Raw genomic sequence first — 15480 nt, 5'->3', positions numbered from 1 at the left:
CGCCTCTACTCGAAACTCACCATGAGATCCCGCTGCTCTGCCCAATCGACCGGCAGTGGATGCCGCTGGAACCACATCAAGGTCAGGGGCCGGGGTTGTCGTCCGGCCATCAGCCGTTCGATGAGGTCGGGCGCCAACAGGGTGAGGCGCAGCAGTTCGTTCACCGTGGAGGGGTGCAAGTCTTCCTGGCGGGCGATGTCGGACCCGCTGTGGACGACACCGGTGTCGAGGAGATGCTGCCAGTACAACGCCCGGCCCAGGCCGACCAGGAACGGGAGATCATGCGCCGGGGCGGCCGTCGCTACCAGCCGTTGCACTCCACGTCGTCGGAAGGTCAGCGGCACGAAGGATTCCCAGGCGTCGGTTTTCATGCTGCCGTCTCCATCTCTACCAACTCGGCCCCTATCGTCCTGGGCGCGAATTCGCTGAGCAGTTCTTTCCAACCCAAAGCCCGCCATCGGATCCTGAGACCGCCGTCGGCGAGTTCGACCCGCTCGATCATGAGCTGAACGATGCGGTGCCGCTCGGCCGGGAACAGTTGCTCCCAGACAGCACCGAGCTGTCCCAGGGCAACCACGACCTGGGCTTCGTCGAGGTCGGCCGTTTGCGCCTGCACCGCCTGCCATATGGCCGCAATGGCTTCGGGACTGGTCAGGACGGTCCGGATCTGGACGACAGTCGCCGCCTCGATTTCTTCGGCCGGGAGCCGGACGCTGGTCTTGTGGCCGGCGCCGAAACGCGCCTCGGCCTTGGAGAAGTAATAGCGGTATTGGCGACCGTTTTTCTTCACGTAGGTCGGGTACATCTTCTCCCCCTCGGCGTCGTAGAGCAGGCCGCGCAGGAGCGCGTCGGTTCGCTCCCGCAGCCGGGTTTCAATGGCGCGGCTGCGGGCATCCCGGGCCAGGACAGCGTGGACAGCCTCCCACAATGCCAGTTCGATGGTCGGCGGGTGGGCGCCGGGATGCCAACTGCCCTTGTGAGAGATTTCGCCGAGGTAGATCCGGTTGCGCAGCAGGTGGTGCAGGTGTTTCTTGTCGATCCGGGCGCCGGGGCGCTGTCTGCCGTCCTGGGTGATCCAGGCCTTGGTGGTGATGCCTTCGACATTCAGCGCCGCGGCGATCTTGTCGCGGATGCGCTCGCCGGTAACTTCGCGTTCGAACTGGGCGAAGGACAACAGCACGTTCAGCATCAGCCGTCCCATCGAGGTGGTGGTGTTGAACTGCTGGGTGACCGAGACGAAAGAGACGCCCTGGCGCTCGAACACTTCGACCATGCGGGAGAAATCCGCCAGGCTCCGGGTCAGCCGGTCGATCTTGTACACCACCACGATGTCGATCCGGCCGGCCTCGATGTCGGCCAGCAAGCGCCGCAGCGCCGGCCGCTTGGTGTTGCCGCCGGAGTAGCCGGGATCGTCGTAGTCGTCGGCCACCGGGGTCCAGCCTTCGATCCGCCGGCTGGGGATGTAGGCGTGGCCGGCCTCTTTCTGGGCGTCGATGGAGTTGAACTCCTGGTCCAGCCGTTCGTCGGAGGACACCCGGCAGTAGACTGCACAGCGTTGGCGGGGCTTGGACGGGGCGCCGGTTTGCACTTCCATACGGTTCGATGCCCTCATGCCCCCTCCCCGGCTTGGCGCAACCCGAAGAAGAGCGGGCCGGACCAGGCGGTGCCGGTGATGTGGCGCGCCACCGCGGTCAGGCTCTTGAACGATTGCCCGGCGTAGTCGAACCGCCCTTCGGCGGTGACGGTTACCTTGTGGTCCTGCTCGCCCCATTCCCGTACCAGCACGGTGCCGGGCGGTAGGTGAATCGCCGGCGACACCCGCCGGAACTTGATCCTGGAATGGCGCTGGCCGATCAGCTCGAGGCGCCAGCGGGTCTCGGGCGCGAGGCCGCCGTAGGCGGCTTCCTGGATCTTGTAGGCGATCCGGGATTCCAGGTAGTGGCGGTTGGGTTGGGCCGGACGGCGCGGGAAATAATTATCCCACAGTGCCCAGAGGTCTTTGATCGGCAGGGTCGGGAGCGAGGCCACTTGGGCCGCCACCGAGAGTTTCAAGTCGTTCATCACACACACTCCGGTTGAGAGGGAGTGGTATGGACGCGCTTCCCGGGCGTTGAGCCAAGGTCCAACCCAGCCTTTTTCTCGAATTCTTTCTGGAGCGTGCGGACAATCGCGGCGGCCAGGATTGTAGTGATCTCGTGGGCCCGTTGGGCGGGGGACAGGCGTTCCGACGGAAGGTAAGTGGCAAGCATACCGTTCCTGAGGTGCAAATAATTCCGCGAACCATTCTCTGATGCGTCCCCTCCCCGCGCCATGAGGAAGGTGAGGGCAACTGCGGTGTCCTGAGGGCTGATGCGAGAGACGAGAATCGGACATTCGCCCAGCGCTCGCTAGGTTTACATATAAAGCATCAATAAGTACATTGTAAACATGGAGGAACCCCATGTTCGGTGAGCGATTGAAACTGGCCCGCAAGCGTGCCGGCTTGTCCCTGCGGGGACTGGCCGAAGCCGTCGATCATGCGGTCAGCGCTCAGGCCATCGGCCGTTACGAACGTGGCGAGATGCTGCCCGGATCGAGCGTGGCACTGAAGCTCGCCCAGGCTCTGGGGGTCACGCTGAGTTACCTGTTCAGCCCCTCGGAGATCCGCCTCGAGGGGGTAGAGTTCCGTAAAACGACGGCAACCCGGGCGCGAGAGCGCGCCATGGTGGAAGCTGCCGTCCTCGACCACGTCGACCGTTACCTGCTGATCGAGGACCTGCTCGAGATCGGCAGCCACGAATGGGACAAACCGACGGGAGCACCGATCCCTGTATCCACCCTAGAGGAGGCCGAGGACGCTGCTGATCAGATCCGGACGGCCTGGAATCTCGGTGGAGATGCCATCCCGCATATGACCGAACTGCTCGAAGAGCACGGCATCAAGGTGCTCAAGCTCGACTTTCCTTTATCGGTCGACGGCTTGACCTGCTTGGTCGCCCGGCCGGGTTAGAAAAAAGTCCCGGTCATCGTTGGCGCGATGGGGAAATCGGTGGAGCGGCGCCGCTCTACTCTGGCGCACGAACTTGGCCACATGGTCATGGCAATCGTTGGCGAAATCGATGAAGAGAAGGCCTGCCAGCGTTTCGCCAGCGCCCTGTTGATTCCGAAGCAGGACCTTTCGTTCGAGGTCGGCCAGCGCCGCCACGCTTTCGGCTACACCGAGATCGTCCAGATCAAACGCATGTACGGCGTCAGTACCGCCGCGCTGGTCGTGCGACTGCGGGATCTCGGGATCATCGGCGATGGTACGGTGCAAACCCTGTTTCGGGGCATCGGCCGCACTTGGCGCAAGCGCGAACCCGAACCGCTGACGGAGGATGAAACGCCCAAACGGTTCCAACGGCTGGTGCTCCGCGCCCTGGCAGAAGACGTCATCTCACTGCCGAAAGCTGCGGAGTTGCTGGGCAAGAGTACTGCCGAAGTAAGCCGAACCATGTCAGGCCCGCTGGAGTGATCGAGCGGGCGGGTCCTGGTGCGCGATGCGCCGATTCTGATTGAGCTTGCGAACTGGTCCCTGCTGGAAGACATCTTCCAGTTGCCCTTGGAGTTTGCTGTCCCTGACGCCTTGTACGAAGACGAACTGCTGGACCTCAGTGCGGTCCATCGCGAACGGCTCAAGAGGCTTGGCCTACGCGTAGAAGTCCTGGACCCGGCCGGAATGGCGCAGGCGTTGGCCTACCGCTCAGCCAAACCCAAACTGACCATCCATGACTGCTTCGCCGTGACGCTGGCGGTCACCCACGGCTGGCCGCTGCTGACAGGGGACAAGCGCATGCGGGCTCTGGCCGAGGAAGAACGGGTCGAGGTTCATGGCGTACTCTGGGTGATCGACGCGCTGGCCGAATACGCCGTCGTAAACGGCTCTCGGCTAGGCGCGGTACTCCGCGGCATGCTGGATGCGCCACGAACGCATCTACCACACGCCGAGATCCACAAGCGCTTGACACGCTTAGTGTGAGTCTCGGCTCTGACACCGGTTATCACTGCGCAAGCCGCACCTTTCATCCCCATGGAGAGTTCGAACGCAGGAACGACGCCGAAAATCTGGCCAAGCTCCTAAACCATCTCCACCCTGACCTGTTCCGCGTATTCATCAAGGACGAGTTCGAAATCGATCTACCGCCTCCGGAAGATCAGGAACGCAAGCGAAAACAGCGCGAACGAATGGCAAACGCGTTGGCCACTCTCCCCGTACCCACCCGCCAGAAGATCGAGGAGATCGCCGAGAAGATCGTTCTACTTACGGACGGCCCTGGACAGGATGTCGTCGAAGGCTTCCGCGAAGGAATCTTCGACGAGACGGACCGCAAAGCTTTCGACGCCCTGAAGGATCAGTACGAACGTGCCCTATGGCTCTATAGGCACGCTCCGACCGTCTTCAAGGAAGCATTGGACGCCCGTCAGGCGGACGTGTTCCGCCAGAGTACGGCGTGCTATTCCGGCTTCATGGCGCCGGCCAATCTTGCAGTGGCAACCGACGCTGAGAGCCGGCAAGCCTTCCTTGGGGCGGCGGCAGAGCACCTGAGCTGTTTGCCCACAGAGGTCGCCATCCAGATATTCCTTCGGCTGCGTCCGGATACCGAATCCGGGGAGGAGGTCGATCTCTATCAGATCAGCATCCATTGCAATAGGCCGCCTGAAACCATCGACTGCGTCCAATCGAGCGAACTCATCGCCCAGCACATCGTCCGGTCTGAGCCTTCCCAAATCACCTACGAACCTGCCAACGGGCACCTGGAAGTCCTGTCGAAGCACGGCAGCGACCGGGAAGCACTGTCCCTGATTGCGGCTCAGTCGCTGCTCCAATCGCCGATCACCGGCGAGCGGATCCCCATCAAGCAATACGACTACCAAAGCTTGGCCGCGCCACGCACCTTCGATTTGTCCGGCGAGGAGATCGTGGCCTCCTTCAAGGCCGTGGAACTCGGCTATACGGCTTCGAACCATCGCTCCCTGTTGGTCAGAATCTGGAGCAAGGACATCGACGATATCTACACCGCCGCGCAATCGCTGATCGGCCCGGCCTTCGACTTCCGCCACTACCACCTCAACTACGCCAAACTTTCCCCCTCCGGCTGAAGAAGGTAGGCCGGGAGCGCGCTCGCACGATCTCCATCGTCTTACGCGACGCCAACAAGTGCAACATCAAGACCAAACGGGGGAAAGACGGCGCCCTGCGCGATCGTCTGCTCGCCCAGTGGAAACTCGTGAAAGAGCTCGGTGGCGATGACCACAAGCCTCTCCACGCCGTCGCTGCTTGAGCTGATCGAACTGTTCGAACGCGCCAGCCACCCCATCCTCGACAGCGAAGGCCGGCCACTGCACGGCGTCCCCGCATGGTGGCTCCGGGCGGACGCCGCGCTCTCCAGAGAGGCACAGACACAGTGGATCCAGCGCATCGGCTTTGCAGGCCATTATCCAGCCAAGCGCGGCGAAGAATTCCTGCCCGTCGAACTCGAAGAGGACGACGACCCGAAGTGGTATCGCTACCGTTGCCCGGAGACGTTCCGGATGAAATCGGTCCCTGCCAGCCAGGTGGCGATCTACGAAGTCATACCGGCAAGATTCCTGAGCACGATCGCCGATCTGCTCGACATTCCACGGGCGCTCCAGGGCGCTATCCACCGACCGGCCATCGAAGGCGCACTTTGGTGTCTCGGCAGCGCCCGGATCGGGTCGTCGCACACCGACGTCTGGTTCGCCCGCGGACTGACCCGAAGGCTTGCAGACATCTTTCGATATTTCCATGCGATGCCCCTCCCCGACCAGGGGCTGGTCCTGACGTCGAGTCCTCCACTGGCCGAATTCATCCCTCCGCAACTCCAGCCGGCCCGGCGACCGCGTGCTCGACCCCTTCGGTGGTTCGGGCACGACGCTGATCGCCGCGGAGAAGTCGGGACGGGTGGCGCGCTTGATCGAGCTGGACCCGAAATACGTCGATGTCATCGTGCGAAGATGGCAAGGGTACAGCGGCAAAACTGCCACGCGTATTGCCGATGGCATCGCATTCGATAACCTGGACCCGATGTCTCCATAAACGGCACTTTCATGTGGCTCCCCTGAAAGCAGCGGTGATAAGATTTCCCGCTTATGAATTGAGAAGCCAAACCAAACATGAGCAAAATCACGATTGAACACAATCCCAGTGAAGACCGTCTGAAGGAACTCGGCGTTTCCGGGTGGCCGATCTGGGAAAAGGAAATCTCCACGTTCCCGATCGATTTCGACGAAACCGAAACCGCCTATGTGTTAGAAGGCGAGATTCTCGTGACGCCTGCCGACGGAGAACCGGTACGGATCGTCCCGGGCGACCTGGTCTCGTTCCATGCCGGGCTGGATAGCGAATGGGAAGTCGTCAAGCCGTTGCGCAAGCACTATAGCTACGACTATCCAAACGGGGTCTGATCCGCCGCTCTGAATCCGCAAAAAGGCATCTTCGGATGCCTTTTTTGATGGCTCTCGCTCCCGAATACTGCGATGCGATCATGCGGCGCTGGCAGGATTGGACTGGGAGGACTACGGCTCGCGAATCCGATGGCGAGCTCTTGCTGCAGTGGACCGCTTGTCATCGCGGCGATTCCGCGCCACTATCACCGCATGGAAAGCGGCGATTGTAAATACATCTGGCAGACGCCCGACTGGCCGGTCTGGCAATACGACTTAACGCGCCTGGCCAGTCCGCTGGCCGAGGTATGCCGGGCCCAGGGGCTGTTGCTGGGCCGGCTGGCCGACGTCGGCCTGGCGCTGCGTGATCAGGCGAGCCTGGCCACGCTGACCGAGGATGTACTCAAGACGTCCGAGATCGAGGGCGAACGGCTCGATGCCGAGTCGGTGCGCTCCTCCATCGCCCGCCGTCTCGGCGTGGACATCGGGGCGCTGGCGCCGGTCGACCGCCATGTCGAAGGAGTGGTGGAGATGGTACTCGATGCCACCACGCGCTGTGAGGCGCCGGTGACGACCGAGCGGCTGTTCGGCTGGCACGCGGCGCTGTATCCCACCGGTTACAGCGGGATGGCGCGGATTCGAGTCGGAGCCTGGCGCGATGATACCGACGGTCCGATGCAGGTGGTGTCCGGTCCCATCGGCCGGCAGCGCGTCCATTTCGAGGCGCTCCCCGCGGCGCGGCTCGATGCCGAAATGGCGCGCTTGCTCGACTGGATCAATGCCGATAGCGGAGAGCCGCCGGTGCTCAAGGCGGGACTTGCCCATCTGTGGTTCGTGACGCTGCATCCGTTCGACGATGGCAACGGTCGCATGGCCCGAGCCCTGGGAGATTTGCTGCTGGCCCGCGCCGACGCCAGCCCGCAGCGATTCTACAGCCTTTCGGCGCAGATCCAGCGCGAACGCGGCGATTATTACGACATACTGGAGCGGACGCAGAAAGGCACGCTTGAGGTCAGCGCCTGGCTGGGCTGGTTTCTCGGCGCCCTGCATCGGGCGGTGGACGAGGCCCAGCATACCCTCGGCGCCGTACTGGCAAAAGCACAGTTCTGGCAACGCCGGGCCGCCACGCCTTTGAATCCGCGCCAGATCAAACTGCTCAACCGTCTGCTCGACGGCTTCGAAGGCGAGCTGACCAACCGCAAGTGGGCGACCATCGCCAAGTGTTCACCCGATACGGCGCTACGCGACATCAATGAGCTGATTGCACTCGGGATGCTGCGCAAAACCGAAGCCGGCGGACGCAGTACCTCCTACGCCCTGTGCGATTGACGGGGACGGAAGTCCTCGTGTTCGACATGACACCCCAGGCGATTCAGCCGAACCTATTTCCTGCCGATGCCGAGGATCGAGGAGGAAGTGCACAGGCACTCCCACGCCCGCTCGATCAACCGATCTTCTAGATGCGATCGCCCCCTTCCGGCTTCTCCGACACCAGGGTGAGCCCGAGCTTCTTCTTGAAGGCGCCGGCAAACAAGCCCCGCACGGTGTGGGCTTGCCACCCTGTATCCGCGCAGATCTGCGGGATCGTCGTCCCTTCGGGCCTCTTCAACATCCGTAGCACGTTGGCTTGTTTGCTGTTGTCGCGGGTGCGTGGTGCTCCGTTCGGGGATTCTCCCTCGCTGGGGAATTCGGCAGTGCCGACTACCGCCTCGCGTTCGGTTTCTGCGCTTGGGGATACCGAAGCGGGAGGTGTTTGCCCCACGGCGGCATAGCCTTCGGCGGTCACGCATGCTCCTTCGCCTTGTAGGACGATCAAACCGCGTTTCGAAAGTCCCTCGAGGACTTTCCGGCGGGCGCCCCCTTTGATGTTGTCCGGGAACCAGTCGATACGTCCCGCCGTGTGCTCGATCGCATGCTCGAGGATCCGGCGCTGGGTGTCGGTCAGGGAGAGTGTATTCATGTCGATGGTCCTCAGTGCTTGGGTCTTGGGCAGCGTCGCGCCCCTCGATCAGTGGACGCTCGGCGGGATCCGCCAGGCGTGCGATTGTTGTATTGTGATTATCATATGACAGGCAACGCCTGCACTTCGGAGCACGGGAGTGAAAGCAGACAAAGCCATCGCGACCTACCGGCGCATGCGGACGCAGCCGCTGTGGCGCCTGCTGGCCTCGGATAACGGGCCGACCGCCATTGGCCTGCTTCAAGCCCATCTCTACGAGAGCGAGCGAAGCCTTCCTGCTTCCATTTTTCACGAACGAATCGCAAGAGATCTGGAAGAGCTGCGCGCCCAAGGCGAAGACTTCCCTCAAACGGCACAAGCGTATGTCGCCAGCTGGCTCGCCGATGGTTACCTGGAGCGACGTTTCCCGGCTGGAGCTTCAGAGGAGGAATATGAACTCTCCACGGCGGCCGTCGAAGCCATTCGGTTTGTCTCTGGCCTGGCACAGCCGCACTCCGCCGCCACCGAAAGCCGCCTGACGCTGGTCATCGAGGCCTTGGCCAGACTTGCAGACGACACTGACACCGACAAGTTCCGCCGCATCGACCGGCTCATGGCTGAGCAAGCCCGCATCGACAAGGAGATTGACGCCATCCAGAAGGGGCAGATGCGCGTGCTGCCTCACACAACGGCGCTCGAGCGCACGCGGGAGATCATCACGCTGGCCGACGATCTGGCCGGTGATTTCCGTCGTGTCCGAGATCAGTTCGACCAGCTCAATCGCAATCTTCGTGAACGCATCATGGACAACGATGGCAATCGTGGGGATGTGCTGGATTCGCTGTTCGCCGGAATCGACCTGATTTCAGAGAGCGACGCCGGAAGGACTTTCTCTGCTTTCTGGCGATTACTTACGGACCCGGAGCAGGCTGCCACGCTGGATCAGGCGCTTGATAGCGTGATGTCACGTGAGTTCGTGGGGCAGCTCGAAGCCAAGGAGCGACGATTCCTCCTGCGGCTGACGCGAACTCTTCTCGAGCAGGGCGGCATGGTTCACGAGGTGCTCCAGACCTTCGCACGCAGCCTGAAACACTTCGTCCAGAGTCGTGAATACCTCGAGCAACGCCGACTCAATCACCTGCTGAAAGACGCTCAGCGCACAGCACTGAGCCTGAAGGATGAAGTCAGGGCCACTGACACCCTCCAGTACACGCTTGAGCTCACGAGCAGTCGGTTGCGCTCCTTGTCTCAATGGGTGCTGCACGACCCATCCCTGCAAGCATTACCCGGACAGATGGCAGAAGGGGACGCGCCGCCAATCGACCTGGAGTCTGTGAGCGAACTGGTCGCACAGTCCGAGATCGACTTCCGAACACTGAAGGCCAACGTGCTGGCAGTCCTGGAGCAACGCTCCCAGGCATCGATTGCCGACGTGCTGGAGCAGTTCCCTGCTGCACAGGGGCTGGGCAGCATCGTTGGCCTGCTTGCGTTGGGTAGTCGGCATGGGTTCAAGGCCGACCACAGTGAAACCGTAGGCTGGGTTGGAGGCGACGACAAGCATCGTAGCGCCCGAATTCCAAAGATCTTCTTTTTGAGGGAGCGGGCAAATGAACTGGTCTGAGAACGACGAATCGGCAATTCCAGCCGAAGCACAAGCACCAGATGCTGCTCAGGTACCTGCCAACACCCTGTTCATGGGCGACAGCGGCGAGTTGGCACTGGATACCCGGCGCGCCCTGGTGCAACTGCTGGCAGGGCCGTCGCTCGATGGACGTCGGCATCCAAAACTCTGGCCGATCTTGGTACGAGACGAAGCGGTGATCCGTCGGCGCCTTGCCGAACTGTTTCTCCAACTGGTCATCGACCGAGACGTACAAGTGGCTTTCACGCGTCAGGCAGATACCGGCGACCTTGAGGTGCCTCTCCTGTTGCGTCGCGCCCAGCTGACGTTCATTGACTCCATTCTGCTGCTCCACCTTCGCCAGCGATTGACCCAGGCGGACTCGCAGGGCGACCGTGCCGTGGTGTCGACAGACGAGATCACGGAGTTTCTCTCCCTCTATGAGCGCGCCGCCAATACCGACCGTGCAGGGTTCGTGAAACGGGTTCACGCCTCCATCGAGAAGATCAAGAAGCACAGCATCCTGCAGAAAATTCGCTCGAGCGAGGATCGCTTCGAGATTTCGCCGACGCTGAAGCTCCTCTTCTCGGCAGAGGAAATACAAGCGCTGACGCACCTGTATCAGCGCATGGCGGCCGGAGAGACGCTAGCGCAACTGGTTCAGATTGACTCTGACGAGGAGGCCGACCAATGATCTCGGAACCCCAAACCGCCTCCTTGTTTGCCCGCGAGCAGTTTCGGATGACCCGCCTGCAGGTTTACAACTGGGGCACTTTCTCCGGCCTGCACGACGTGCCGATCAGCGAGCGAGGCTTTCTGTTTGTGGGTCGATCCGGCGCTGGGAAGTCGACGCTGCTCGATGCATTTTCGGCGTTGCTGACGCCACCTCGATGGATCGATTTCAACGCGGCTGCGCGCGAGGCGGACCGCAGTGGTCGTGACCGGAACCTCGTCACCTACATACGTGGTGCGTGGGCTGAACAGAAGGATGGGGAGTCGGGAGAGATCGCAACCCGCTACCTGCGCGCGGGGACGACCTGGTCAGCCTTGGCGCTGACCTACCAGAATGCCTTGGGTCAGTCTGTGGTGCTGGTTCAGGTGTTCTGGCTGCGGGGCAATGCGAACGGCAGCACCGACGTCAAACGCCACTACCTTGTCATGGAGCGGGCTTTTGACCTGCGCGAGCTGGAGGACTTTGGTCAATCCAACCTCGACATCCGGAAGCTCAAGCAGTCCTTCCCGGAGGCATTCGCCCGTGACGAATTTCGCCCTTATTGCGAACGGTTCTGCCGTCTGCTCGGAATCGAGAGCGAAATGGCGCTGCGTTTGCTGCACAAAACCCAGTCGGCCAAGAACCTCGGCGACCTCAATACCTTCCTGCGCGACTTCATGCTCGACAAGCCCGAGACCTTCGAGGTAGCGGATCGCTTGGTCAGTGAATTTGGTGAACTCAATGCTGCCCACCAGGCGGTCGTCACGGCCCGCGAGCAGGTTCAAACGCTCGCTCCAGCGCGGGATCAGCACCAGCGCAGGGACTCGTTGATGCTGCAGCGCAATGGCTTGGATGAGCTTCGGCTGGGAGTTGATGGCTACCGTGAGACTCGCCGTATAGAACTCCTCAAGGAGCACGTGGCATCCCTGGAGGTTCAAGCCACTGGCACAGAAGGCGAAGTGATTCGACGTCAAGGCAACCTGGATAACCACTCCACGACCTTGCGCGACTTGGAGCGACAGCACCGTGAAGCAGGTGGTGATCAGATCGAACAATGGGAGGCCGAAAAATCGGGGCTAGAGAGCCAGCGCACAGAACGCCTGCGCAAACGCAGTCAGGCCGAAGATGCGTGCAAGAAGCTGGGCTGGAGTCTCCCGGATTCGCCTCAAGCCTTCGCGGAACTGTTGGGCAGCGCGCGTCAGGAAGTCGAAAACTGGGAGCAGCGCAGCAACGATAGCCGCGCCGAGCAGTTCCGCCTGGACAGAGAAAAGAAGGATGCCGAAACCGCGTTTTCGCAAGCGCTGAAAGAGGTGCAGGCACTCCAGCGCCAGCCATCGAACATTCCAGCCGACATGCTGGAAATGCGGCGAGACATCGCCGCCGCCATCGGGATCTCGGAGTCCGCGCTGCCGTTCGTTGGCGAACTCATCGAGGTGAAACCTGATGAGGTTGAGTGGCAAGGTGCTATCGAGCGCGTACTGCACGGATTTGCGCTCTCACTCTTGGTGGACGAACGCCAGTATTCAGCGCTAGCCAATCACATCAACAACACCCACCTTGGGCAGCGCCTGGTGTATTACCGGACTGGCCGCCCGGAGACGTGGCAGGCCAAGCCCATTGGTGCAAATTCGCTCGTCCTCAAGCTGAACGTCAAGGAAGGGACGTACGCCGATTGGCTCCAGGCCGAACTGCGGCAACGCTTCGATTACGCGTGCGTCGACTCTATTCAGTCGTTCAGGAGCGCAGATCGCGCGATAACCCGTGAGGGCCAGGTCAAGCACAGCAAAACCCGGCACGAGAAAGACGACCGTAGAAGTGTCGGCGACCGGCGAAACTGGGTGCTCGGGTTCGACAACCGCGAGAAGCTTGCGCTCTTCCAAACCCAGGCGCAGGAACTGGCTGCCACGATTACGCGGCTCGGAGGGGAGATCGATGCTCTCGCCGACCAGGACAAGAATCGTGCGGCCCGAGCGATGCAGTGCCAGACTCTGGTGAATCTCCAGTGGCAGGAAGTAGATGTGTTCCCATTGCTGGATCGCATTTCCACCATTGAGCGGCAGATCCGCGAAGCGCGCGAGGGCAATACCACCCTGCTGCAAATCAGCGAGCAGATCGGTGATCAAAAGAAGCTCGTCGAGGATGCTGATAAGGACCTTCGCCAGGCAACACGCGCGCACGACTCGATTCTTGACCAGATCAAGACCAGCACCCAGAAACTGGATGTCCTCCTGCGGGACGCGTCTATCGTTCCATTGACGCCCCATCAGGTTTCGGGTCTCGACGAGCGCTTCGTCAAGCAGTCAGATGCAGTCCGGCTCGACAACCTCGACAAGGTGGCAACTTCTGTAGAACGCGCACTCAATGCGGAGATCGAAGAGGTCAATCGTGGGATCGGTACCTGCGAGAAGGAAATAGAAGCGCGCTTTGCCGATTTCAAACGGCAATGGCCGATGGATGCGGGCGACATGGACACGAGCCTTGCCAGCGCGCCAGACTTCTTCGCCAAACTGGTTCGGCTGGAGACGGATGGTCTGCCCGCCTATGAGCAGCGATTCTTCGAACTGCTGCAGAACCAAAGCCACCAGAATCTGGCAGCACTCTCAACCTACCTGAACGATGCGCGTAAAGCGATCCTGGAACGGATGGATCTGGTCAACGACAGTCTTGGCCAGGTGCCCTTCAATCAGAGCACCAATCAACGCACCTATCTCCACATCGACGCCAGTGACCGGCAGCTTGTCGACGTCAAGGAATTCAAGCAGGAGATCCAACAGGCACTGAGCCATGCGTGGACGGAGGATCGCGCGTTTGCAGAGGCGCGGTTCCTGGCCCTGCGGCGACTTGTTGATCGACTCGCCAGTCAGGAGCCCGAGCAAAAACGCTGGCGTGAGACTGACCTGCTCCCCGATTTAGTCCGAAACGGACATAGAGTCTGCGGTTAAAAATGTGTCTGCAAACTGATCTGGCGTCAGGTAAGCCAACGAACTGTGGGGGCGTTGCTCATTGTATTCCCGACGCCACTCCTCAATGACTTGGCGAGCATGGCGCATCGAGACGAACCAATGCTCGTTCAGGCATTCATCCCGGAATTTGCCGTTGAAGCTTTCGATGTAGGCGTTCTGCTGTGGCTTACCTGGCTGGATGAAGCTCAAGCACAGTCCTTGGCTATCGGCCCATTCATCCAAAGCCTTGCCGGCAAACTCGGGGCCGTTGTCGACGGTGACTGATTTGGGCAATCCGCGGATCTCTGCCAGCCGTTGCAGCACACCGACTACACGTCTGCCAGGCAGCGAAGTATCGACTTCGATGGCCAAGCACTGCTTCGTGAAGTCATCGACGATATTCAGGCACCGCAGCCGCCGACCATCGGCCAAACCGTCCGAAACATAGTCCATAGACCAACTCTCGTTAGGCGCCGATGGCGCGACCTTGATTTGGCGCTCCACGCCGGCAATGCGCTTCCGCTTTCGTTTGCGGACCATCAGGCCGGCCTCGTGATACACGCGATAGGTGCGCTTTCGGTTGATTTCCCAACCCTCTCGGCAAAGTAGCACGTGCAGCCGGCGATACCCATAGCGCCGCTTCTGCGCTGCCAATTCGCACAGTCGTTCCTTGAGCTCCTGGTCTGCTGGCCGCTTAGCTTCGTAGCGATACAGCGACCGAGAAATACCGATCAGCCCACAAGCCCGCGTGACGCCCATCTGGTGCTTTGTCATCAGATGGGAGACCGCCGCCCTCTTGGCTTGTGGGCTTACCACTTTCGGCCTACAACCTCTTTCAACGCAGCATTGTCCAGCATCGCCTCCGCCAGCAGGCGCTTGAGCCGGGCATTCTCGGTCTCCAGTGCCTTGAGCCGCTGCGCATCCGACACTGTCAGGCCGCCGTATTTCGCTTTCCAGTTGTAGTACGTCGCCTCGCTGAGCCCGTGCTTGCGGCACAGCTCCGCTACTTTTAGGCCGGCTTCGGCTTCCTTCAGGATGCCAATGATCTGTTCTTCGGTGAAACGCTTCTTCATGCCGCCTCCTATCGAGGCAGACTCTACATCACGACCGGACTAATCTCGGGGAGCAGGTCACCCCCTCCGCATGCCTCACGATGCTACCGTCCTCCCGATTTTGTCACTATACTTCTTGACCAATTATGTTGGTCAAGCAAAATCCATGAGTACGTACACCGTTTACAACGCTAAGACTCACCTCTCCAGCCTCATCGACGAAGCTTGCGCGGGTGAGGAAGTCATCATCGCTCGCGGCAAGCAGCCGCTAGTCAAACTCGTTCCGCTGCGTGGAGCGGGCCAAGCGCGTCGTTTCGGCGCCATGCGTGGCCACGCGGTTGTGGGGGCCGAATTTTTTGAACCGTTGCCGGACGAGGAACTACGCGCTTGGGAGTCTGAATGAAAGCCTTGCTGGATACTCATGCGCTGCTGTGGTGGCTGGATGGCAACGAACGCTTGTCGGTCCCCGCGAGAGAATGGATCAGCGTGCCGGATCACATCGTCTTAGTCAGCGCCGCATCGGCCTGGGAAATCGCCACCAAGGTCCGGATCGGCAAGCTGCCAGGCGCGGTAGAAGTCGCGGCCAGTTTTCGCGAATGCTTGGCTGAGCAGGGATTCACCTCGCTCGCCATCTCGACCGACCACGCTTTGCGCGCCGGCGGCCTGCCGGGGCCGCACCGAGACCCTTTCGACCGCATGTTGATTGCTCAGGCTCAAGCCGAGAACCTGCCCCTGATCAGCAACGAAATCCTGTTCGATAGTTACGGCATCCGCCGGCTCTGGTAACAAAA

At 61.1% G+C, this 15480-nt stretch carries 17 protein-coding genes; 12 read left to right on the top strand and 5 right to left on the bottom strand.

Going from position 1 to position 15480, the window contains the following annotated elements; all coding sequences use genetic code 11:
• Positions 1-5 precede the first annotated feature (5 nt).
• The 3 genes from OOT43_RS15190 to OOT43_RS15180 are packed head-to-tail and all read right to left on the bottom strand — an operon-like array spanning position 6 to position 2061.
• The gene (locus OOT43_RS15190; protein WP_266021402.1) at positions 6-371 is read right to left on the bottom strand and encodes a site-specific recombinase resolvase; all 366 of its coding nucleotides are present in this window, start codon (positions 369-371) and stop codon (positions 6-8) included.
• The gene (locus OOT43_RS15185) at positions 368-1612 is read right to left on the bottom strand and encodes a recombinase family protein (RefSeq protein WP_266021401.1); all 1245 of its coding nucleotides are present in this window, start codon (positions 1610-1612) and stop codon (positions 368-370) included. Before OOT43_RS15185 ends, OOT43_RS15190 begins: the two co-directional genes overlap by 4 nt.
• Positions 1609-2061: a DUF2924 domain-containing protein gene (locus tag OOT43_RS15180; protein ID WP_266021400.1), complete on the bottom strand. Its 453-nt coding sequence runs from the start codon at positions 2059-2061 to the stop codon at positions 1609-1611. The genes OOT43_RS15185 and OOT43_RS15180 overlap by 4 nt, the downstream gene beginning before the upstream one ends.
• 379 nt (positions 2062-2440) lie before the next feature.
• On the opposite strand from OOT43_RS15180, the gene OOT43_RS15175 reads away from it, so the two are divergent.
• The 7 genes from OOT43_RS15175 (at position 2441) to OOT43_RS15145 (ending at position 7752) form a co-directional block, all read left to right on the top strand.
• Complete coding sequence (locus tag OOT43_RS15175) at positions 2441-2989, top strand: helix-turn-helix domain-containing protein (protein ID WP_266021399.1); 549 nt, start codon at positions 2441-2443, stop codon at positions 2987-2989.
• 27 nt (positions 2990-3016) lie between these two features.
• A complete protein-coding gene (locus OOT43_RS15170; protein WP_266021398.1) occupies positions 3017-3493 on the top strand; it encodes an ImmA/IrrE family metallo-endopeptidase in 477 nt (158 codons plus the stop codon).
• Positions 3494-3511: 18 nt separating this feature from the next.
• The gene (locus OOT43_RS15165; protein WP_266021397.1) at positions 3512-3997 is read left to right on the top strand and encodes a PIN domain-containing protein; all 486 of its coding nucleotides are present in this window, start codon (positions 3512-3514) and stop codon (positions 3995-3997) included.
• Positions 3994-5118 carry a hypothetical protein gene (locus tag OOT43_RS15160; protein ID WP_266021396.1) on the top strand — a complete coding sequence of 375 codons (1125 nt, stop codon included), beginning with the start codon at positions 3994-3996 and terminating at the stop codon, positions 5116-5118. The genes OOT43_RS15165 and OOT43_RS15160 overlap by 4 nt, the downstream gene beginning before the upstream one ends.
• Before the next feature lie 763 nt (positions 5119-5881).
• On the top strand, positions 5882-6076 hold the full coding sequence (locus tag OOT43_RS15155; protein WP_266021395.1) for a DNA methyltransferase: 195 nt from the start codon (positions 5882-5884) through the stop codon (positions 6074-6076).
• 77 nt (positions 6077-6153) lie between these two features.
• The gene (locus tag OOT43_RS15150) at positions 6154-6444 is read left to right on the top strand and encodes a cupin domain-containing protein (protein ID WP_266021394.1); all 291 of its coding nucleotides are present in this window, start codon (positions 6154-6156) and stop codon (positions 6442-6444) included.
• Positions 6445-6573: 129 nt separating this feature from the next.
• Positions 6574-7752, top strand: a complete 1179-nt coding sequence (locus OOT43_RS15145) for a Fic family protein (protein WP_266021393.1) — start codon at positions 6574-6576, stop codon at positions 7750-7752.
• A gap of 127 nt (positions 7753-7879) precedes the next feature.
• Here the strand turns inward: OOT43_RS15145 and OOT43_RS15140 are convergent, their stop codons facing one another.
• Positions 7880-8383: a DUF3489 domain-containing protein gene (locus OOT43_RS15140; RefSeq protein ID WP_266021392.1), complete on the bottom strand. Its 504-nt coding sequence runs from the start codon at positions 8381-8383 to the stop codon at positions 7880-7882.
• 139 nt (positions 8384-8522) lie between these two features.
• On the opposite strand from OOT43_RS15140, the gene OOT43_RS15135 reads away from it, so the two are divergent.
• The 3 genes from OOT43_RS15135 to OOT43_RS15125 are packed head-to-tail and all read left to right on the top strand — an operon-like array spanning position 8523 to position 13637.
• Positions 8523-9983, top strand: a complete 1461-nt coding sequence (locus OOT43_RS15135) for a DUF3375 domain-containing protein (RefSeq protein WP_266021391.1) — start codon at positions 8523-8525, stop codon at positions 9981-9983.
• Positions 9970-10677: a DUF4194 domain-containing protein gene (locus OOT43_RS15130; protein ID WP_266021390.1), complete on the top strand. Its 708-nt coding sequence runs from the start codon at positions 9970-9972 to the stop codon at positions 10675-10677. Before OOT43_RS15135 ends, OOT43_RS15130 begins: the two co-directional genes overlap by 14 nt.
• Positions 10674-13637, top strand: a complete 2964-nt coding sequence (locus OOT43_RS15125) for an ATP-binding protein (protein WP_266021389.1) — start codon at positions 10674-10676, stop codon at positions 13635-13637. The genes OOT43_RS15130 and OOT43_RS15125 overlap by 4 nt, the downstream gene beginning before the upstream one ends.
• Here the strand turns inward: OOT43_RS15125 and OOT43_RS15120 are convergent.
• Positions 13605-14710 (bottom strand): IS3 family transposase gene (locus tag OOT43_RS15120; RefSeq protein ID WP_394358016.1). Its coding sequence is split into 2 segments (ribosomal slippage): positions 13605-14452 and positions 14452-14710, totalling 1107 coding nucleotides; the frame shifts between segments, so codons are not numbered across the junction. The genes OOT43_RS15125 and OOT43_RS15120 overlap by 33 nt on opposite strands.
• A gap of 145 nt (positions 14711-14855) precedes the next feature.
• Between OOT43_RS15120 and OOT43_RS15115 the strand changes: the two genes are divergently transcribed.
• Positions 14856-15092: a type II toxin-antitoxin system Phd/YefM family antitoxin gene (locus OOT43_RS15115; protein ID WP_266021387.1), complete on the top strand. Its 237-nt coding sequence runs from the start codon at positions 14856-14858 to the stop codon at positions 15090-15092.
• Positions 15089-15475, top strand: coding sequence for a type II toxin-antitoxin system VapC family toxin (locus tag OOT43_RS15110; RefSeq protein WP_266021386.1), 387 nt, complete (start codon positions 15089-15091; stop codon positions 15473-15475). The genes OOT43_RS15115 and OOT43_RS15110 overlap by 4 nt, the downstream gene beginning before the upstream one ends.
• Positions 15476-15480 lie beyond the last annotated feature (5 nt).

Source organism: Methylococcus mesophilus, from assembly GCF_026247885.1.
Classification (GTDB): domain Bacteria; phylum Pseudomonadota; class Gammaproteobacteria; order Methylococcales; family Methylococcaceae; genus Methylococcus; species Methylococcus mesophilus.
Note: the sequence above shows the minus strand (reverse complement) of the source record. Positions and strands in the feature narration are given on the sequence as shown.